The organism is Vibrio sp. 811, from assembly GCF_033339195.1.
Genome location: NZ_JAWOUB010000034.1, coordinates 1 through 18078, shown reverse-complemented (window position 1 = coordinate 18078; position 18078 = coordinate 1). Strand labels below are relative to the sequence as shown.

At 44.9% G+C, this 18078-nt stretch carries 23 protein-coding genes; 13 read left to right on the top strand and 10 right to left on the bottom strand.

What is annotated here, in order from left to right; translation table 11 throughout:
* The 4 genes from R7Q46_RS23900 to R7Q46_RS23885 form a co-directional block, all read right to left on the bottom strand.
* Positions 1-272: hypothetical protein (locus R7Q46_RS23900; RefSeq protein WP_318077825.1), on the bottom strand; the 272-nt coding region annotated here is incomplete at its 3' end.
* The gene (locus R7Q46_RS23895; RefSeq protein WP_318077824.1) at positions 265-1404 is read right to left on the bottom strand and encodes a flagellin; all 1140 of its coding nucleotides are present in this window, start codon (positions 1402-1404) and stop codon (positions 265-267) included. The genes R7Q46_RS23895 and R7Q46_RS23900, both read right to left, overlap by 8 nt.
* 145 nt (positions 1405-1549) lie before the next feature.
* Positions 1550-2452, bottom strand: a complete 903-nt coding sequence (locus R7Q46_RS23890) for a Dyp-type peroxidase (RefSeq protein WP_005387715.1) — start codon at positions 2450-2452, stop codon at positions 1550-1552.
* A 46-nt stretch (positions 2453-2498) separates the two neighbouring features.
* The gene (locus tag R7Q46_RS23885; protein WP_213871676.1) at positions 2499-2984 is read right to left on the bottom strand and encodes a DUF2919 domain-containing protein; all 486 of its coding nucleotides are present in this window, start codon (positions 2982-2984) and stop codon (positions 2499-2501) included.
* 144 nt (positions 2985-3128) lie between these two features.
* On the opposite strand from R7Q46_RS23885, the gene R7Q46_RS23880 reads away from it, so the two are divergent.
* Positions 3129-3482: a DUF2956 domain-containing protein gene (locus R7Q46_RS23880; RefSeq protein WP_005380437.1), complete on the top strand. Its 354-nt coding sequence runs from the start codon at positions 3129-3131 to the stop codon at positions 3480-3482.
* 3 nt (positions 3483-3485) lie between these two features.
* A complete protein-coding gene (locus tag R7Q46_RS23875) occupies positions 3486-3818 on the top strand; it encodes a DUF4156 domain-containing protein (protein ID WP_005380435.1) in 333 nt (110 codons plus the stop codon).
* Positions 3819-3852: 34 nt separating this feature from the next.
* Here R7Q46_RS23875 and R7Q46_RS23870 read toward each other — a convergent pair whose 3' ends face one another.
* Positions 3853-4140: a winged helix-turn-helix domain-containing protein gene (locus R7Q46_RS23870; RefSeq protein WP_005380433.1), complete on the bottom strand. Its 288-nt coding sequence runs from the start codon at positions 4138-4140 to the stop codon at positions 3853-3855.
* Positions 4141-4431: 291 nt separating this feature from the next.
* Between R7Q46_RS23870 and R7Q46_RS23865 the strand changes: the two genes are divergently transcribed.
* From R7Q46_RS23865 to R7Q46_RS23850, 4 genes are read left to right on the top strand one after another with little or no spacing between them, the layout of a single operon-like run.
* On the top strand, positions 4432-4782 hold the full coding sequence (locus R7Q46_RS23865) for an ArsC family reductase (protein WP_005380431.1): 351 nt from the start codon (positions 4432-4434) through the stop codon (positions 4780-4782).
* Between the two features lie 18 nt (positions 4783-4800).
* A complete protein-coding gene (gene dapE / locus R7Q46_RS23860; protein ID WP_005380429.1) occupies positions 4801-5937 on the top strand; it encodes a succinyl-diaminopimelate desuccinylase in 1137 nt (378 codons plus the stop codon).
* A 14-nt stretch (positions 5938-5951) separates the two neighbouring features.
* Entirely contained in the window at positions 5952-6650 is a 699-nt protein-coding gene (locus R7Q46_RS23855) for a M15 family metallopeptidase (protein WP_025768261.1), read from the top strand.
* Entirely contained in the window at positions 6647-6850 is a 204-nt protein-coding gene (locus R7Q46_RS23850) for a DUF2897 family protein (RefSeq protein WP_005380425.1), read from the top strand. Before R7Q46_RS23855 ends, R7Q46_RS23850 begins: the two co-directional genes overlap by 4 nt.
* A gap of 106 nt (positions 6851-6956) precedes the next feature.
* On the opposite strand, the gene bamC is transcribed toward R7Q46_RS23850, so the two are convergent.
* Positions 6957-7976: an outer membrane protein assembly factor BamC gene (gene bamC / locus R7Q46_RS23845; RefSeq protein ID WP_005380424.1), complete on the bottom strand. Its 1020-nt coding sequence runs from the start codon at positions 7974-7976 to the stop codon at positions 6957-6959.
* Positions 7977-8056: 80 nt separating this feature from the next.
* Positions 8057-8935 (bottom strand): 4-hydroxy-tetrahydrodipicolinate synthase, encoded by an 879-nt coding sequence (gene dapA / locus R7Q46_RS23840; protein ID WP_005380422.1) that lies wholly within the window; start codon positions 8933-8935, stop codon positions 8057-8059.
* 476 nt (positions 8936-9411) lie between these two features.
* Between dapA and R7Q46_RS23835 the strand changes: the two genes are divergently transcribed.
* On the top strand, positions 9412-9954 hold the full coding sequence (locus R7Q46_RS23835; protein ID WP_005380420.1) for a glycine cleavage system protein R: 543 nt from the start codon (positions 9412-9414) through the stop codon (positions 9952-9954).
* Positions 9955-9970: 16 nt separating this feature from the next.
* On the top strand, positions 9971-10441 hold the full coding sequence (bcp, locus tag R7Q46_RS23830; RefSeq protein WP_005380418.1) for a thioredoxin-dependent thiol peroxidase: 471 nt from the start codon (positions 9971-9973) through the stop codon (positions 10439-10441).
* Positions 10442-10518: 77 nt separating this feature from the next.
* Here the strand turns inward: bcp and R7Q46_RS23825 are convergent, their stop codons facing one another.
* Together R7Q46_RS23825 and R7Q46_RS23820 are read right to left on the bottom strand one after the other, a co-directional pair.
* Positions 10519-11592, bottom strand: coding sequence for an AI-2E family transporter (locus R7Q46_RS23825; protein ID WP_005389843.1), 1074 nt, complete (start codon positions 11590-11592; stop codon positions 10519-10521).
* 1 nt (position 11593) lies between these two features.
* Positions 11594-11830: a sulfurtransferase TusA family protein gene (locus tag R7Q46_RS23820; RefSeq protein WP_005380414.1), complete on the bottom strand. Its 237-nt coding sequence runs from the start codon at positions 11828-11830 to the stop codon at positions 11594-11596.
* Positions 11831-12087: 257 nt separating this feature from the next.
* Between R7Q46_RS23820 and R7Q46_RS23815 the strand changes: the two genes are divergently transcribed.
* Genes R7Q46_RS23815 through R7Q46_RS23800 form a run of 4 tightly spaced genes read left to right on the top strand, consistent with a single transcriptional unit; the run spans position 12088 to position 14939 of the window.
* Positions 12088-13539, top strand: coding sequence for a tetratricopeptide repeat protein (locus R7Q46_RS23815; RefSeq protein WP_005394337.1), 1452 nt, complete (start codon positions 12088-12090; stop codon positions 13537-13539).
* Positions 13540-13555: 16 nt separating this feature from the next.
* Entirely contained in the window at positions 13556-13906 is a 351-nt protein-coding gene (arsC, locus tag R7Q46_RS23810; protein ID WP_005380410.1) for an arsenate reductase (glutaredoxin), read from the top strand.
* The gene (wrbA, locus tag R7Q46_RS23805; protein ID WP_213969059.1) at positions 13907-14476 is read left to right on the top strand and encodes an NAD(P)H:quinone oxidoreductase; all 570 of its coding nucleotides are present in this window, start codon (positions 13907-13909) and stop codon (positions 14474-14476) included. It begins immediately after the preceding gene.
* A 22-nt stretch (positions 14477-14498) separates the two neighbouring features.
* Complete coding sequence (locus R7Q46_RS23800) at positions 14499-14939, top strand: DUF2069 domain-containing protein (protein WP_005380407.1); 441 nt, start codon at positions 14499-14501, stop codon at positions 14937-14939.
* 140 nt (positions 14940-15079) lie between these two features.
* Here R7Q46_RS23800 and R7Q46_RS23795 read toward each other — a convergent pair whose 3' ends face one another.
* A complete protein-coding gene (locus tag R7Q46_RS23795) occupies positions 15080-16288 on the bottom strand; it encodes a DUF2066 domain-containing protein (protein ID WP_239945756.1) in 1209 nt (402 codons plus the stop codon).
* 365 nt (positions 16289-16653) lie between these two features.
* On the opposite strand from R7Q46_RS23795, the gene R7Q46_RS23790 reads away from it, so the two are divergent.
* Complete coding sequence (locus R7Q46_RS23790) at positions 16654-17907, top strand: uracil-xanthine permease family protein (RefSeq protein ID WP_005389855.1); 1254 nt, start codon at positions 16654-16656, stop codon at positions 17905-17907.
* The last annotated feature ends 171 nt before the right edge of the window (positions 17908-18078 follow it).

Here is an 18078-nt window from a genome sequence, read left to right as displayed (position 1 = left end):
TGGTGATTTCTCCAATTGATTTTCCGGTGTAGCGGTTTCCGACGTCTCGGAAAACCAAGTAGTTCTCTCAAAGTTACTTTTATTAACGGCGCATACCCTGTTTTCTTTAGAGAAAATTTTAGATTTTTTTGAAAATAATTCGCTTGGAGGGGTAATCGTGACAAAGCGGATAAAAAAGCAAAAAAACTTTCATTTTTCGCTAAAGCTTCTTTTCGAATTGTCGATACAGGCAGGTTTTGCGTTAAATTCGGGCAAGGCCGTTCATCAGCCAAGCAAGGTCAATGCTAGGTTTGGCGCTTGTTTTGCTTGCGCCAGAATAGAAGTACTGACCTGTTGTAAAATCTGTTGCTTCACCATTTGCGTAGTTTCTTTGGCATAGTCAGTGTCTTGGATACGACTGTTGGAAGCGGCTAAGTTTTCGTGGATGTTATCGAGATTATTGATCGCGTGATTAAAGCGGTTTTGATACGCGCCTAACTCCGCACGACTGCCATCTACCGTTTTCAAAGCATCATCTAAAATGCCGACCGCCATCTGAGCGCCACCGACCGTGCTAATATCAATACTATCTACCGCTCTATTTACGGTGACATACTTGCCAAGTTCTAACTCATCAGCCAGGCCACCACTGAAGGTTGGTCCAGGGTATTTTATGGCGTCCTTGTGGGACATGAGTAACTGCAGTTGCCCCTCTTCATTAACAGACGCTTTCACTTTATCGGTTTGCCCATTAATGTAAGTCGCGAGTTCTTCTATATCGTCGCCAGCTTTAGCTTCAATACGGATCTCCTGCTCTTCAAAATTGTTATCACGGTAGCTGATAACAATTTCATTATTTCCGTTTTGAACCGTCCAATCTGAACTGACTCTTTGATATGAGCTCATTGAAAAGCTACCTAAAGATTCCGGCTGCATGGTCCGCAGGCCAATTTGTACCGCTTCACCAGCCGTTGCACCGATTTGAAAAGACGATGTACCGAATGTGCCATTCAGCAATTTACGTCCGCCAAAGGAGGTCGTTTCTGCAATACGACTTAACTCATCATTTAAAGCAGAAACTTCTTCTTGCAGTGCAGTGCGCTCCGCTTTGCTGTTTGAACCATTGGCTGACTGTAGCGACAAATCACGCATACGTTGCATGATATTGGTCACCTCATTCATCGCGCCTTCCGCAGTTTGCATGATGGAAATGCCGTCATTCGCGTTACGTACCGCGACATCCAAACCACGCATTTGTGATTGCAAGCGGTTGGATATTTGCAGACCCGCAGCGTCATCCTTTGCGCTATTAATACGCTTCCCTGAAGACAAACGCTCCATGGATTGATTCAGCATATCCGTTGCACTGGTCAAATGACGCTGTGCGACGAGTGCTGCCACATTGGTATTAACGGTGATCGCCACGAGACACAGACTCCAAATAAATTAAGGCTTTGAGTACTTATCGACCAAGTAACAGAAAAGTTTAGTGTTTTTTGAAAAGAGATTGGAATAGAAATAGAAAACAAAAGCCCTCCATTGGAGGGCTTAAGAAATGAAGTCTGAGAACTTACTTGATGGCTAGCTCCGCGAGCATTTCTTGCGAAGGAGCGAAGAAGTACGCACCAGTTACCGCTGTTGTGAAACGAAGCATTTGGTCTGTTTTACCATCTGTCACGCCGTACATACTTTCTAGCATCACTTTAATGTTATGAAGTGTATTGCAGTAAGAAATAAACAGCAGGCCATGAGGCCCTGTCACCGTCCCGTATGGTAAGCTGTGGCGAACAATCTTCAAACCTTTACCTTCTTCTTTGATATCAACGCGACCAACGTGTGATGCAGCAGGAACGTCTTCTAGCTCGATAGAGTCTGGCTTGGTACGACCAATCACTTTTTCTTGCGCTTTGACATTCAAGCGATTCCAAGCGGCAAGGTTATGTTCAAAGCGCTGAGCCATAACATAACTGCCTCCAGCAAATGGGCCCTCTTTTACTAGAGCCACATCAGCGCGAGCCTCCCCTTTCGGGTTTTCTGTACCATCAATGAAGTCTGTCATATCACGAGCATCAAGGTAACGGTACCCATATGTTTCGTCCACAATGGTGACATCTTGTGCCGTCTCTTCTAGGAACTTACGCAACACGTAAAAATGCAAGTCGTGACGAGTCGAGTGACAGTGAATCAGTACATCTACGTCTGTTGCTGGAGCAACGATGTCACCTTCGCCAAGTTGAGTAAAATCAATAAGCTCTTCTGGCGCGTCTACATTAAGGTGTTCCCAAAACGATTTTGTGAATGCGATAGAAAGCGTCAGCGCTGCACCCGGCTGGGTAATGTTTAACTCTTCCACCAACTTTGGTAGTGCTTTCAGTTTTTCTAATACGTTTTCACGGTTTTGGTTCACTTTGAGTTGAGTGTACAGTGCAAATGGCCCGGCTTCTGGCACGATCGCCGTTTGAGCTTGTGACATTGAGGTTTCCTCTATTACTTTGCCCCAGAGTGGGAAGTTATTGTTTTTAATTCTTTGAATGCTGCTGTTCATCGCGCGCCAATTGTGGCACTTGAAAACAGTCTTTTACCCATCTTCCATTTAGAAGATAGATCATAAACCAAGCTAATAAGGTAATGGTAAGGGCGTTTGCCCAATTAAACACTCCATGTTCTAGGTACACATGATACATGGTCTGAGCAAGTTGAATACCGCACAAGATCAAAGTGATCTCGCGACCATAGCGAGTAATTCTGTTTACCCATCCTCTGTCGGGATGACGAAGCCCCATTAACCACATAAGAAGCAAACTTGGAATGCCCATCGCCAAACCTAAATACAACGTACTTGAATCTGGGTAAACAATAGCGAGTAGCTTACTGCCACTATCACGACTTACACCAGCCATGGCAAACACCACCCATGAACGCACAAGAAACATCCATCCCACCCATAAAATGATCGGCGCCTTTAAAAATCCATGGGCGTCATATTGGTCAAACGAATAGCGCACAACATCTTCTTCTTTATGTGATAAAAACGTCACTTTAACCTATCGTTTCAGAGTTGCAAGCCAACAAAGATGAGAACTGAAGTTCATTTCAGCACCTTACACAGGTAAACTAAACAAAGATTTACAGCGACGTTGATGAGAAACATGAAAAAAAGAACTCCTGCCACCCCTGTGCCTTCTCAAGAAACTCAAGCCGAAGCGATGAGAATTGCCAAATCCACGCAGAAACCGGGGCAAACCAAAGAGCAAACCAAGCTTATCGCTCAAGGTATCGAAAAAGGCATCGCGCAATATAAGAAACAACAAAAAGAGCGCAACCGCCAAGCCGATAAAGCGAAGAAAAAACAGCAACGTGAAAAACAACGTCAGCATGAAGAGATTATCGAACAAGACAATATCACCGACGATGCGCCAAACCATTCATCAAGCAAACTGCCTTGGACACTACTTGTTCTGAGCTGGATTGGCTTTGCTGCTTACATAGTATTGGGGAAATAGCTAATGAAACGCCTGTTACTTGGACTTTTTGTCGTGCTTCTAACGGGTTGCACGATGCCTTCTCACCTTACTCATGCTCAAAGTCAAGATGTTCATATTCGCATTGACGCGCAATTCGACCCTGAGCGATGCGAATACAAAGGCGAAGTCACCGGAAGTGAAGGCCATTGGTATAACTACATTTTCATGACTAATGACGCGATGATGCAAGGCGCGATGAACGATTTAAAAAACAATGCAGCGGCTATCGATGCGGACACCGTTTTCATGGTCTCCCCACAAGATTTTATCACTTCATTTAGCGTGCTGGGTTCCGCCTACCGCTGCAATGGATGAGGCCTGAATATGAAAAAAGCCAGCAATTGCTGGCTTATGCACGAAATCCAAGACTGCTAGCGATATCTCTCTCCCGCTCTAGAACCCATTGGCTATCAAAAGGCCCCCAATCTGAAAGTTGATAATAGCCGTCATTATGACGTCGGCCATCTTGAACGAATATGAGTTCAATGCCGATCCCAGGTAACGCCTTGAGTACATCTTGAATAGTACGACGAGGCCACCCCGTTTTTTCGATCAACTTTGGCACATTCGGCCTTTCTAGGTTTTCCACCAACAAGGCCAAATATAGCCGCCTTGCAAAAACAGGACTCAATTCCATTGACACCTCCTAAAATTGTGCTGATTCATTATTTCGTTTTTGCTCAGCGAGGTGTTGCGTTTGATCAATAACTCGACTTTTCCATTTGATTTAGACGAATTTTTATTCGATTTATAGCGCATTCATCGTAAATAAGTTATGTGACATTAGTTATCTCAATCTATCTGAAAATATTTTCCACCGCATTTTGTCAGTTTGATTGCTTCTTGATAGGATGCTTTAACAGCCCAAATCACTTAAGTGCGTCTTAACCGCGCCAGTGAAAAATAGAACAAAGAAAAAGGAAACACTATGTCAATTACCATGTTTGGTATTCCCAACTGCGATACGATCAAAAAAGCCAAGAAATGGTTAGAAGCCGAGGATATTGCTTACGACTTCCATGACTACCGTAAGCAAGGCATTGATGCAGAAATGGTAAGTGAATTTTGTCGCGCTTTAGGTTGGGAACAGGTGCTCAATAAACGTGGCACAACCTACCGCCAATTAGCGCAAGAGCAGAAAGACACACTTAACGAGGAAAACGCCATCGCTCTTTTGGTAGAAAACCCTGCGATGATTAAACGCCCAATTTTAAAAGTGAATGATCAACTTCATATCGGTTTTAAAGCTGATCAATACGCTAGCATTTTCAACTCTTAAATAAAGGAATACTCAAGGATGACAGACAGTCCAGTATTGGCACTTGCTAAAGATCTGATCAGTAGACAGTCCGTAACGCCGGAAGACGCAGGTTGTCAGGATTTGATGATCGAGCGCTTAAAAGCACTCGGGTTTGAAATTGAAGTGATGGTATTTGAAGACACCACGAACTTCTGGGCTCGACGTGGTTCAGAAGCGCCGCTATTTGCGTTTGCTGGCCACACCGATGTGGTACCAGCTGGCAAATTGGAACACTGGAATACACATCCGTTTGAACCGACCATTATTGATGGTTACTTGCATGGCCGCGGCGCAGCTGACATGAAAGGGTCGCTAGCTGCTATGGTCGTTGCTGTCGAACGCTTCATTGAAGAAAACCCAGACCACAAAGGCTCAATTGGCTTTTTGATTACGTCAGATGAAGAAGGGCCATTTATCAATGGTACCGTTCGCGTTGTAGAAACGTTGATGGAACGTGGTGAGAACATCGATATGTGTATTGTTGGTGAACCATCCAGCACCGACGTGGTTGGCGATGTAGTGAAAAATGGACGCCGTGGATCCATCACTGGTGATTTAACGGTAAAAGGAACACAAGGTCACGTGGCCTACCCTCACCTAGCCAGCAATCCAGTGCACGAGTCTCTACTCGCGATTCATGAACTCGCGACGACAGAATGGGACAAAGGGAATGATTACTTCCCACCGACTAGTTTCCAGATCCCGAATGTATCGGCTGGCACTGGTGCGTCTAACGTTATTCCTGGCGAGTTCCATGTTCAGTTCAACCTACGTTTTAGTACTGAGCTTAACAATGACGCAATTGTTCAGCGTGTTACCGAAACATTGGACAAGCATGAGCTGGACTACGACCTAAAATGGACATTCAACGGAGACCCATTCCTGACCGATACGGGCGCACTGCTAGACGCGGTTGTAGCTGCTGTGGCCGAAGTCAATGATACGAAGCCAGCGCTACTTACAACTGGCGGTACGTCTGATGGTCGTTTTATTGCTCGAATGGGAGGTCAAGTCGTAGAGTTAGGCCCTGTTAACGCTACGATTCATAAAGTGAACGAGTGTGTGAAAGTCGACGATCTTGAAAAGTTGACGGACATGTACGAAAACACGTTGAAACACCTATTGGCGAAGTAATCAGCGAGAACACAATGACACCAGAGCAACTCACCGGAATCACTGATTCCCATCTTCAATCCACACTAGTGGGGCAAAAGGCATTTATGCTTCACCCTAAAGTAGTCAATGACTTATTGAAGATGATTAATGCCGCAACCGAAGCAGGTTTCAAAATGGAAATCGCCAGTGGTTTTCGTGACTTTAATCGCCAAAAAGCCATCTGGAACGGGAAGTTTTCTGGTGAGTTGCCAATTCTCGACATAAACTCCCGCCCTTTGAATAAAGCAGAGTTAAATGACGAAGAGAAATTGATGGCCATTTTGCGCTGGTCGGCATTGCCCGGAGGAAGTCGTCATCATTGGGGTTGTGATTTTGATGTCTATGCGCGCAATTTATTGCCTGCTGACACCAAACTCAAGTTGGAACCTTGGGAGTATCTTGAAGGCCACCAGCAGGCGTTCTACCAATGGTTAAAAGCCAACCTTGGTCGGTTCGGTTTCTTCTTCCCTTATCAGCATGATTTAGGTGGCGTTTCGATTGAGCCTTGGCACATTAGTCACCGCGCTGTCGGGCAGCAATGCCTCGAGCAGTTGACGCTTGATGTACTCAGAAGCCAGTTGATTAAACAAAATCAGACCGACAACATTGCAGGGATTGACGTCATACTGAATAATTTGGATAACGTCGTTGCCAAATTTATTCACAATATCACGCCGCCGGAGGCTCTATGATAGAAATACTAACCAATCCTTGGGTCATTATTATTGTAGTGTTGAGCGTGGTCATTGGTAATATTGCCGCACTCAAATATACCGCAAAAATGAAGTTTGGTCAGATGGATAAAAGCCGTAAGAACGATTTAGATAAGCTGAACACATTGGATAAACAGCGCTACGCTGAAGAAGATAAAAACAAAAACGAGCCTCGTTAGTTCCTCACCAGCTTCATCTCGACACATTTAATCTAAACATCAAAAAAGGGACCACTAGGTCCCTTTTCTATCATTAAGTAAACACGCCGCGTTAAGCTCGCTTTGTTTACTGCTTCACTGTTGCAGCCAATACAGGCGCTAGTGATTTCAAAAACTCTTCTTCTACTGGCTTGCCAGAGGAGTCGGTGATATTGATAGACGTACGGTTGCCTAAATCACCAAGTAAGAATGTGTACTTACCAGCGGCTAACTCCACTGGTTTAACGCCGATATCGTTCCAGAATTCATCATCCGGAGACGCATATTTCGCAGTGATTGTGCCCTGAGACTGGCTACGCTCTTCAATCTTAAAGCCCATCTTAGGTAGAATATTAGGCAGACGTTGCCAAAGCATGTTGTATTGCGCACGCGCGATAATCACAGGAAGTCCGCTGCGGTCTTTACCCATTGTGATTGGGATCTGTTTAACCAACTCTTGCGCTTTACGCTGTGCTTCTTCACGCACTTCTTGGTCGTAGCGAGCGGTGACCAAGTTCGTCATGAATACATTGTAGCGCTCACGGTTGGTCGCCGTTACTTCTTTCACTTGATTGCCTTCACGCCAGTCAATAAGGCTCACCTTAAAGCCGTGTCGACCATTTGCTTCAGCGCGTACGATTTCATATCGGCTGCCAATTTCTAGCTCTTCATCTGGCGAATCCCAAGTCACCCATCCTGTCTCGATGCGAGAGTCTGTTTGGCTTTCAACTGGAATCTCGTTAGCCGCGACCATGTTTTGCACCGTTTGCCAAACTTTATCTAGTTCATCTTTACGAAGTAGCCAAAGTGTCACTTCACCATCACTACTGCGGTCCAAACGTGCACCGGGAATAAGCTCTAGGACTTGTTGAGGTGGACGAATGTCGACATCTTTACCTACACCACCAGCGTAGTTACCCTGAGGGATCTCGTAGTTAGGGTAAAACTGAGGCTGTGCACCCTGTGGGACATTCCACTCACCCAAATTTGGGGAGTTCAAATACTCGAAGTCATCTTTTGCTTGACGACGTTGATTGGCACCACCTGAACAGGCAGTCAATACGAATACAGCTAATGAACTTAACACTAACTGGCTTGAAAGCTTCATCTATACTCCTAAAACACCGAGGGCGCTTTGGCCCCCAGTATGAACTTCAATCCTAGTAACTCAATCTTAATAGCTCAATCTTAATAAATATGGGCGTCTGTTAGCGCCTGCTCGACGATCGGCTGCGATTTTTCAGAAAGCGTAGTTAAAGGAAGACGCAAACCACCTTCTTCAATCAAACCAAGCTTTTGCGCTGCCCATTTTACTGGGATAGGGCTTGCTTCGATGAAAAGGTTTTTATGTAGAGTCATCAAGCGTTGGTTAATCGCTTCTGCTTCTTCGTACTTACCTTCACTTGCCAAATGGAACATGTCTGCCATGTCTTTAGCTGCAATATTGTTCGTTACCGAGATAACACCATTGCCGCCAAGTTTCACAAAATCCAGCCCTGTCGCATCATCGCCACTTAGTAAGATAAAATCTTCGCCACAAAGTTCACGATGAATTGCAATTCGTTCCAAATCGCCCGTTGCATCTTTTAGAGCCACGATATTATCAAGCTTTGACAAGCGTGCCACTGTTTCTGGCTGCATATCAACAGCAGTACGGCCTGGTACGTTGTACAAAATTAGAGGCACATCACTCGCTTCGGCAATTGCCTTGTAATGTAAAAACAAACCCTCTTGAGTTGGTTTGTTGTAATACGGTGTCACACTCAGGAAGCCAGCAATACCAGAATCAGCCAGTAATTTGCTAAATGTTACTGCCTCATGGGTTGCATTTGCACCCGTGCCAGCAATCACAGGGATGCGACCGTCGGCAAACTCAACAGTTTTATTAACGACCTTTACATGCTCTTCAATGGTCAGTGTCGCTGACTCACCTGTTGTGCCTACTGCCACAATACCGTCTGTACCCGCTTCAACGTGGTACTCTACTAGCTTTTGCAGACCGTCAAAGTCTACTTCGCCATCTGCTTTGAATGGCGTAATCAGCGCTACGATACTTCCTGAAAACATGTTTATCTCCCTCATTTAACTCTTTCTGCATGGTACTGTAATGCGATTGAAAAACACAAGAGCGTAAACTCGCTTACAAAGTACAAATGAATGAATAATTACCAGTTGTTAGAGGTCTAGCAACTTAATTGCTCTATTTGGTTTGATTAACGGCAATATTGATAATCGTGTTGGGCTTTCGAGTGACTTTAGAATCTATCAGTGATTTGGAAAATACTGAAGAGCACAAGCAAGGAAAATATACTCTTTGGTCTTGTTAGCCAAGTCAGATCTAAGTGAATAAAACGGCCAGACAATAGGCAAGCACATCATGCAAACGTTTTGTTTATCCTATAGCCTGCATTTACTGTTTATTTCCCACCACTCCCCTCAAGCTCCGACTGCTTTTTTATGGACTAAAAAAGAACTGGCTCGATATTTCTTCGCAATATCTGTGCTAACATCTCTCTATTGAAGAAAGGACAAGAAGCTCATTTATGAAGCAACATCTGGTACTTACAGCAGTTGGAACGGACCGTCCAGGCATTTGTAACCAAGTAGTACAGCTCGTTACTCAAGCTGGTTGTAACATAGTCGATAGCCGTATCGCTATCTTTGGCAGCGAATTTACGCTGATCATGCTCCTGACTGGGAACGCCAGCAGCGTGACTCGAGTTGAAACACAATTGCCCCTGCTTGGCCAAGAACATGACCTTATTACGATCATGAAACGCACAGCGGCGCACGAACTGCTCGATAACAGCTACACCATGGAAGTGTTTATTGAGTCTGAAGACCGCCCTGGGTTAACTGAAAAATTTACTAAGTTCTTCGCTGATCAGCAGATTGGTTTAGACTCTCTTAGCGCGCAAACCATCAGCAAGTCGAAAATTCAACTCGATTCTGACCAGTTTCACATTGCGATTACTGCATCTGTAAGCGCGGATTTTAATTTGATGCAATTACAAGAAGACTTCGATGAACTTTGTAAGTCGCTCAACGTACAAGGTTCTCTGAATTTCATTAAAAACACACTATAAAGTAAAGGAAATCAAAATGAATACGCTGACAGCAGGCTCGCCAGCGCCAGCCTTCTCTTTGCTCGACCAAGACGGAAATACCGTTTCTCTTGAAGACTTTAAAGGCAAGAAAGTACTTTTCTACTTTTACCCTAAGGCGATGACGCCGGGTTGTACTACACAAGCAAAAGGCCTTCGTGACATCAAAGCTGAACTCGATGCACATAACGTGGTGGTACTCGGCGTAAGCATCGACCCTGTAAAGCGTCTAGGCAAGTTCATCGAGCGCGATGATTTAAACTTCACTCTGCTTTCTGATGAAGACCATGCCGTTGCTGACCAGTTCGGCGTTTGGGGCGAAAAGAAATTCATGGGCAAAGTCTACGACGGTCTTCACCGCATTAGCTTTCTGATCAATGAAGAAGGCGTGATCGAACATGTGTTCAACAAGTTCAAAACCAAAGATCACCACGAAGTCGTATTAAACTACTTAAACGAAAACGCTTAAACGCTATTGTTTTTCTACAAACAAAAAGCCCAGCAAACTGCTGGGCTTTCTTTTAACCATCGTACCTTTGGTAACAACTACTCTTGTTCGACAGGTTCGTTTTCTTCCGTGCTTGGTAATGCATGCCATACGGCTTTGACTAATGTCGCTAAAGGAATGGCGAAGAACACCCCCCAAAAACCCCACAGCCCACCAAAGACTAATACAGCCACAATGATAGCAACTGGGTGTAAGTTTACTGCCTCGGAAAACAGAACAGGAACCAACACATTACCATCCAGCGCCTGGATAATACCGTAAGCAAGCAACAACCAATAAAACGGAGGCGTTAAACCCCATTGGAACAAACCAACGATAGCAACAGGTACAGTAACAGCCGCCGCACCGATATAAGGAATCAAAACCGACAGACCAACGGCTACGGCAAGCAACGCCGAGTAACGAAGATCTAAAAGGGCAAAAGTCACGTAGCTCACACCGCCCACGATTAAAATCTCTAACACTTTACCGCGAATGTAATTTGATATCTGCTCGTTCATTTCATGCCAAACTTTATTCGCCAATTTACGGTTTTTCGGCAGAATACCGCTTGCGATTCGCAGCATTTCTTCTTTGTCTTTAAGCAAAAAGAAGATCAGAAGTGGCACTAAGATCAAATATACCGCTAGCGTTGCAATGCTAACTAATGAAGCAAGCGACCCTTTGACGACACTTTCACCCAGCCCCAATGCTTGGTTTTTGGCGTTCGTCACCACGGTTTCTACTATTTCTAAATTGGCTAGTTCAGGGTGGCGCTCTGGCAATGTGACAATAAACTTTTGTAGCCCGTTGTACATGTTCGGAATATCGTTAATTAGATTACCGACCTGAGTCCAAATCGTCGGAACCAAGCCAAACAACGCAATTAACATTAACCCGACAAAGACCAAGATCACGATAATAACCGACAAAGTGCGCGGCACGCCCATACGACACATTTTGACAACTGGCCATTCAAGTAGATAAGCCAAAACGATCGCGACAAGTAATGGCGCAATCAAGTGTCCAAAGAAGTAAATGGTGATAAAGCCAAACAGCAAGATCGCGACGAGACTTACTGCGTGAGGGTCAGAGAAACGTCGTTTATACCAACGACTAACCATTTCAAACATCTTATGCGGATTCCTTATTGAAGACAGTCAATGTGTAGTGCTCTGATGTAGATTGGCAATCAACTGAGTACCCTTGGGCACTAAGATAGTTCACAATGTCTCGTTTAGAGCTGTTGTCCACCACTTGAATGACAAGTTGATGATACTGCTTTGCTTCTCCTTGAAAGACCTCAGCAGCATGACGCTTTGCAAGTAACAGTGCCATAGGACAACGTTGCTCACGCAAATCAAGTAACATGGATTCCATTGTATTGCTCTGCACTTATGATAGGGTTGTATTGTAACGGCTTTTTGAGCTGGTGCTAGCACTTCTGACATGATTTAACCACATGCTGAAATAGCTCGGATATAAAATAATTTACGAAACCAATTCATTTATTTCCGGTCTTACTGCTAGCTTATATCCTCACGGATAACCAAAACGTATGTGGCGCTGTTAATAGGCTCTCGACCTGTAACCACATGCTTATGTATTTTGGAGAACCTTTTAAACGTATGTTAAAACGCACTCGCTCGCTAGTTTGCTTATGTCTTGCTGCTGCCATCAGTTCGCCGACAACTTATGCCAATAGCATTGACTTGCCAGACATTGGCACAGCTGCTGGTGGCACGCTTTCAATAGACCAAGAGTTGATTTATGGCGACGCCTATATGCGTATGCTCAGAGCCAGTAAACCTATCGTTAATGACCCTGTCATCAATGAATATATTGACTCTCTTGGGCACAAATTAGTGGCCAATGCGAATGATGTAAAAACGCCGTTCCATTTCTTTATGATTCGCGACCGTAATATCAACGCGTTCGCGTTTTTTGGTGGCTATGTAGCGCTGCATTCTGGGTTGTTTCTTCATGCTCGCTCAGAAAGTGAGCTGGCCTCTGTTGTCGCTCACGAGATAGCGCACGTCACACAACGTCATCTTGCTCGGAGTATGGAAGAACAAGCACGCCGCTCTCCGGCCACATTAGCCGCACTTGCGGGGGCACTACTGCTTTCAATTGCCTCACCCGAAGCGGGGATGGCTGCAATTACAGCAGCAACCGCGGGCAACATGCAAAGTCAAATCAACTACACTCGTGCAAACGAAAAAGAAGCGGATCGCTTTGGTATTTCGACACTAGCAAAAGCCGGTTTTGATGTTCAAGCAATGCCAAGGTTTTTTGGCCGTCTTGCTGATGAGTATCGTTATGCGAGTAAACCGCCACCAATGCTCCTGACTCACCCTCTGCCTGAAGATCGAATTACCGATAGCCGTGCGCGAGCAAGAACCTATCCTCCAATGCGTGTTGTGCCTTCAATAGACTATCATCTAGCTCGCGCGCGCATTGTGGCTCGTTACGCTGGCATTGATGGACAAGCCGCCCTGAGCTGGTTTGAGAGAACCCAAAAGAAAGCCTCTGCGGACATTACACCTGCTTTTGATTATGGTCGAGCACTCGTGCATTTAGACAATAAACGCTTATCTCAAGCGGAACCAATTTTGAAAAAGTTACTGGAACAAGACCCAAGTAACCCGTTTTACTTGGACGCTATGACGGATTTATACATCGAGAAGAAGCAGCCAGAAAAAGCAACCGAGATGCTCCGCAAAGCGTTATCTCGTAACCCTCAAAATAAAGTATTGACCATTAACTACGCCAATGCGCTACTTGAGGACAATAAAAACGATCAAGCCACGCGAGTTCTTCAAAGATACACTCATGACTATCCTGAAGATACAAATGGCTGGCACCTAATATCGAAGAGCTACCACGCGCTGGGGCGTAGCGATGAAGAATTGGCTGCTCGAGCGGAAATTTTGGCATTGCGAGCAAATTGGAATAAAGCGATTCAATATTATAGTGAAGCAAGTAAAATGGCCAAGTTGGGCAGCTTAGAGCAAGCGCGATACGATGCCCGTATCGACCAACTCATGATCCAAAGAGATCGATTCATGGCATTACAATAACGAAATGGAGAAAACCATGTCAGTCGTGATTTATCACAACCCTCGTTGCTCAAAGAGCCGTCAAACACTTGAACTGCTTGAGCAAAATGGTGTTACACCGGAAGTCGTCAAATACCTAGACACACCACTTAACGTGGATGAACTAAAAGCGCTGTACGCCCAGCTTGGCTTTTCATCTGTACGTGAAATGATGCGCACTAAAGAAAGTGAATATAAAGAGCTTGGCTTAGGCGAAGACTCCGTCAGCGATGAGCAATTATTCGAAGCAATGGCGAAAAATCCAAAGTTGTTTGAGCGTCCGGTAGTCGTTGCTAACGGCAAAGCAAAAATTGGTCGCCCACCAGAGCAAGTGTTGGATATTTTATAAATGGATTGCCAGATCCTTATTTTGTATTTCAGCCGTCATGGCTCGACAAAACAACTGGCAAGACAAATAGCAAGAGGAGTCGAATCGACTCCTCAATGCCAAGCAATTTTGCGTACAGTTGAAGAATTGTCACCTCACTCACACTCCCCTTCTGATCCAATTGTTACTCTAGAGGAACTGAAAACGTGCGACGGTCTAGCGTTTGGCAGTCCCGTCTGGTTTGGCAACATGGCTGCGCCTTTAAAGCACTTCTGGGATCAGACTACACCTTTATGGGTCAGTGGTGACTTAATCGATAAGCCTGCTTGTGTCTTTACCTCTTCGTCCTCGATGCATGGTGGTCAAGAAACAACGTTACAAAGCATGATGACCCCTTTATTGCATCACGGGATGATGGTTTTGGGCATTCCTTATTCCGAGCCAGAGTTACACACTACGCAGTCCGGAGGCACTCCGTATGGCGCCAGCAGTGTAGGCCATGAGGCAACCCTAAGCAGTGAAGAGATTCGCCTGGCACAACAATTAGGCAAAAGGCTGGCAACTGCAGCGTTAAAACTAAAAGTCTGTTAGTAAAATCAAGGATAGTTAATCGATGTCTGACTCTTTAGACCAAACACCACTCGGTACACAGGCTAAAACCTATCGTTACCTGGCTTTATTTGGCAACTTAGCCTTATTAGCCTGGGTCGCTATTTGGCAGCTTGCGTTATCCCCTCACCCTCACCTCAGTAGCACAACACTTGCTATTGCTTGGTGTATTCCGCTACTACTTCCGTTGCCTGGTATTTTAGCTGGTAAGCCTTACACTCATGCTTGGGCTAACTTTGTTCTTATGCTGTATTTCTTGCATGCTCTGACCATCCTTTATGTGGATGGGGGTGAACGCTGGCTTGCGGCAGTGGAACTGATACTGACTTCACTCGGTTTCGCTGGTAATATTTTGTTTGCTAGAGCGAGAGGCAAAGAGCTAGGTCTTAAGTTGAAACGCCTCTCTCAAGTAGAAAAAGAAGAAAAAGCGAAATTCAATAAATAACGCCAATTGCAGTCAATCACTGATCATTGGTTCGAATACGAATTTAGAAAACAAAAAGAGTCGCTATTGCGACTCTTTTTTATGCTTACCACATTGGTCTTTGATCCTTGCGTTTCACGCCTGGAACGCTACCAAGGTGATTACGATGCCGAGCGCCACTCGTAGATCAAGTCATACTGTTCTCGGACAGGCTCCACAATCATCGGCTGAGTTGGCTGTGTTTCGTCACTTGCTTCTGCCACAACATTTACTGGTACTTCAAGCTGCGCTTCTTTTGGCGTCGCGGCATCTTTTGCTTCATTACTCTGAACCAATGGCTCTTCTTCTTGAGTTGAAGCTGGGGCATCAACTTCACCTAAAGGATCTTCAAAAACTATTAATTGAGAAATAGAAGAAGCTTCTTTCTCAAAAGCTTGTTGTGATGCCAAAAGGTGGATGTTGAGCGTTAACTCGTCCCCTTGAACACGCTTAATCTCTGTACCCGCAACCGAATTAAGTTGTTTTAACGCATTCTCTAAACGGAAGAAGTCCGTGGCAGAGGTTACATTAAGGACTTTCACTGCTAGCGCTTTTGAAGACTTTCCTGAAACCACAACTGCACTCTTACTTGCATAGTAGTCTGCGATGCCATCCACCATTTCTGCAATAGCATTAGCACCTGATGCAGACCCGCTGCGCGGAGAACGTTGCGCTTCTACAATTCTCGTTGGCGACTGGTCGTAGAGTGTCCAACGAATTTGTTCACCTTGAGCTCGTACAACCAAAACGGCGTCAGCTGGGTAGCGCTGGCTGGCTTGACCAATTGGCTCAATAAAGCCGCCCCAAAGATCAGAGACATTAACACCGGTTACATCATCAAAATCCCCAACCGGGATAGTGATTGGTAGGCCTCTTAGTTTCGCTGCGCTACGAAGTGCTGCAACATTTGAAGATTCAGAATGTTCCCACGCAATGTTACGATCGTAACCCTGTTCTTCAACCATCCAAACTAAAATATTGGCACGATTTGGCGACCAAGATGGCAATTGTGCTTGTGTTAAAAGAGAGCTGATTTGGTCGTTGTTAAACAACATTTTTAAGCTCGCTTTTCCATCAACCTGTCCATAGCTCAGTTGAGAAATGTAACGCGCACTTGAGCTAAGTGCCTTTTTAATCACTGGATTGCTTAAAGAGGATTGAGAACCGGTCGCTCGAACAATCACATCCTGCATACCTTGTTGACGAGCCAAAGACTCACCGTCGTTCTGCTCACTGTCGATAACCACTTCGGCACGATAGATATCCACCTGAGTTAATGCATATACTGGTAGGGACAACCAACCTATCAGTAAGAGAGCTAAATAGCGCATAGTTTTTATAATCCTCTGAACAAGAACCCGAATAATAAGCAACTATCAAATCTTGAGCAAGGTAAGTACTGAGTAAATTGTCTGTATTATGACCAGCTTTGTTAACTCGGGCCTCAACCAGCGCTTCAGTGCTATTTTTTATAATAAACTCATTGCTTATTAAGCTATCTCAACAAGTTAGGCTGTCCATTTTTCATCTTCACGCAAGACACGTAAAAGAGGACAATTTGCAAGCAAGCAACTCTCAAAAGTGCTATTTATGGGAAAAATTCAATCGAAAGTTTGATCTATGCAACATTGCAAACGATTGCAGGATGATAGTATTCGCCGGATTTGTCTGCGTATCTTGAAAATAGGGAATTATTATGAAAAACGCGTTACAAGGCGCTCAAATGCTCTTTGTCGCTTTTGGTGCTTTGGTGCTTGTGCCGCTCCTAACTGGCCTTGATCCAAACGTAGCCCTCTTTGGTGCCGGTGTCGGTACTCTCCTCTTCCAATTAATGACTAAACGTTCTGTTCCCATCTTCCTTGCCTCTTCTTTTGCGTTTATTGCTCCTATTATGTTCGGTATCCAAACTTGGGGTATCGGTGCAACGATGGGCGGCTTGATGGCAGCGGGCTTAGTTTATGTGGCTCTAGGGGCGATGATCAAAGTGCGTGGTGTTGGATTTATCCATAAAATTCTCCCGCCCGTTGTCGTTGGCCCTGTGATCATGGTTATCGGCCTTGGCCTTGCCCCAACGGCAGTGAACATGGCGGTAGGTAAAACTGGTGATGGAGCTGCACAGCTAGTTAATGGTGATGCTGCGATCATTATCTCGGCGGTCTCACTGCTCACAACCATTGTACTCAGCGTTTTTGCAAAAGGCTTTTTGAAGCTAGTTCCTATTGTTGGTGGTATTCTTGCTGGTTACTCTGTTTCTCTATTCTACGGTGTGGTTGATTTCACTCCCGTAGAACAAGCGGCTTGGCTAGCCATGCCAAACTTCACCGCGCCAGAGTTCAATATCAACGCAATTTTGTTCATGATTCCTGTCGCTATCGCACCTGCGGTTGAGCACGTAGGTGACATGCTTGCTATCTCAAACGTTACAGGTAAAAACTACCTGAAAAAACCAGGCCTTCACCGCACAATCGCAGGTGACGGGGTGGCAACTATCGCAGCTTCGATGGTGGGTGCTCCACCAAACACCACTTACAGTGAAGTAACAGGAGCGGTAATGCTAACCAAAGCATTTAACCCTGTGATCATGACTTGGGCAGCAATCACCGCAATCGTACTTGCATTGGTAGGTAAGCTAGGTGCGGTTCTTCAAACGATTCCAGTTCCTGTTATGGGCGGCATCATGATTCTGCTGTTCGGCTCCATCGCAACGGTAGGCCTCAACACACTGATCAAGAATAACGTTGATTTACATAAGTCTCGTAACCTAGTAATTGTTGCCGTAACACTTGTGTTTGGCATTGGTGGTATGGCTTTCGGTATTGGTGAGTTCAGTCTACAAGGTGTGAGCCTATGCGGTATCGTGGCAATTATTCTTAACCTTGTGCTACCAAACGATTTAGGTGAAAACCACGTTGTGGATAACGCACAAATGGAAGAAGAAAGCGCGAAATAGTTCGTTTGCGCCGCTTTATTAGGTGGCGTGTCTTACTCTTCTCCTCTTGTAGATACAAAAAAGGCTTGGTTTTCACCAAGCCTTTTTCTGTTCAGTTGTGCCGTCCTAAATAAGGTTGACACTTTCCACCCCAAAAATTGGAGAGTGTTATGAAATCAACCACTAAAAGAA

Bases quoted from the DNA above. Each gene is read 5' to 3' on its own strand.
- R7Q46_RS23850 (WP_005380425.1), top strand. From the start codon at position 6,647: ATGATAGAAATACTAACCAATCCTTGGGTCATTATTATTGTAGTGTTG.
- R7Q46_RS23875 (WP_005380435.1), top strand. From the start codon at position 3,486: ATGAAACGCCTGTTACTTGGACTTTTTGTCGTGCTTCTAACGGGTTGC.
- wrbA (WP_213969059.1), top strand. From the start codon at position 13,907: ATGGATTGCCAGATCCTTATTTTGTATTTCAGCCGTCATGGCTCGACA.
- R7Q46_RS23835 (WP_005380420.1), top strand. From the start codon at position 9,412: ATGAAGCAACATCTGGTACTTACAGCAGTTGGAACGGACCGTCCAGGC.
- bamC (WP_005380424.1), bottom strand. From the start codon at position 7,976: ATGAAGCTTTCAAGCCAGTTAGTGTTAAGTTCATTAGCTGTATTCGTA.
- R7Q46_RS23870 (WP_005380433.1), bottom strand. From the start codon at position 4,140: ATGGAATTGAGTCCTGTTTTTGCAAGGCGGCTATATTTGGCCTTGTTG.
- R7Q46_RS23820 (WP_005380414.1), bottom strand. From the start codon at position 11,830: ATGTTACTTGATTTGCGTGAGCAACGTTGTCCTATGGCACTGTTACTT.
- R7Q46_RS23815 (WP_005394337.1), top strand. From the start codon at position 12,088: ATGTTAAAACGCACTCGCTCGCTAGTTTGCTTATGTCTTGCTGCTGCC.
- R7Q46_RS23890 (WP_005387715.1), bottom strand. From the start codon at position 2,452: ATGTCACAAGCTCAAACGGCGATCGTGCCAGAAGCCGGGCCATTTGCA.
- R7Q46_RS23825 (WP_005389843.1), bottom strand. From the start codon at position 11,592: ATGTTTGAAATGGTTAGTCGTTGGTATAAACGACGTTTCTCTGACCCT.
- bcp (WP_005380418.1), top strand. From the start codon at position 9,971: ATGAATACGCTGACAGCAGGCTCGCCAGCGCCAGCCTTCTCTTTGCTC.
- R7Q46_RS23855 (WP_025768261.1), top strand. From the start codon at position 5,952: ATGACACCAGAGCAACTCACCGGAATCACTGATTCCCATCTTCAATCC.
- R7Q46_RS23790 (WP_005389855.1), top strand. From the start codon at position 16,654: ATGAAAAACGCGTTACAAGGCGCTCAAATGCTCTTTGTCGCTTTTGGT.
- dapA (WP_005380422.1), bottom strand. From the start codon at position 8,935: ATGTTTTCAGGAAGTATCGTAGCGCTGATTACGCCATTCAAAGCAGAT.
- R7Q46_RS23800 (WP_005380407.1), top strand. From the start codon at position 14,499: ATGTCTGACTCTTTAGACCAAACACCACTCGGTACACAGGCTAAAACC.
- dapE (WP_005380429.1), top strand. From the start codon at position 4,801: ATGACAGACAGTCCAGTATTGGCACTTGCTAAAGATCTGATCAGTAGA.
- R7Q46_RS23795 (WP_239945756.1), bottom strand. From the start codon at position 16,288: ATGCGCTATTTAGCTCTCTTACTGATAGGTTGGTTGTCCCTACCAGTA.
- arsC (WP_005380410.1), top strand. From the start codon at position 13,556: ATGTCAGTCGTGATTTATCACAACCCTCGTTGCTCAAAGAGCCGTCAA.
- R7Q46_RS23865 (WP_005380431.1), top strand. From the start codon at position 4,432: ATGTCAATTACCATGTTTGGTATTCCCAACTGCGATACGATCAAAAAA.
- R7Q46_RS23880 (WP_005380437.1), top strand. From the start codon at position 3,129: ATGAAAAAAAGAACTCCTGCCACCCCTGTGCCTTCTCAAGAAACTCAA.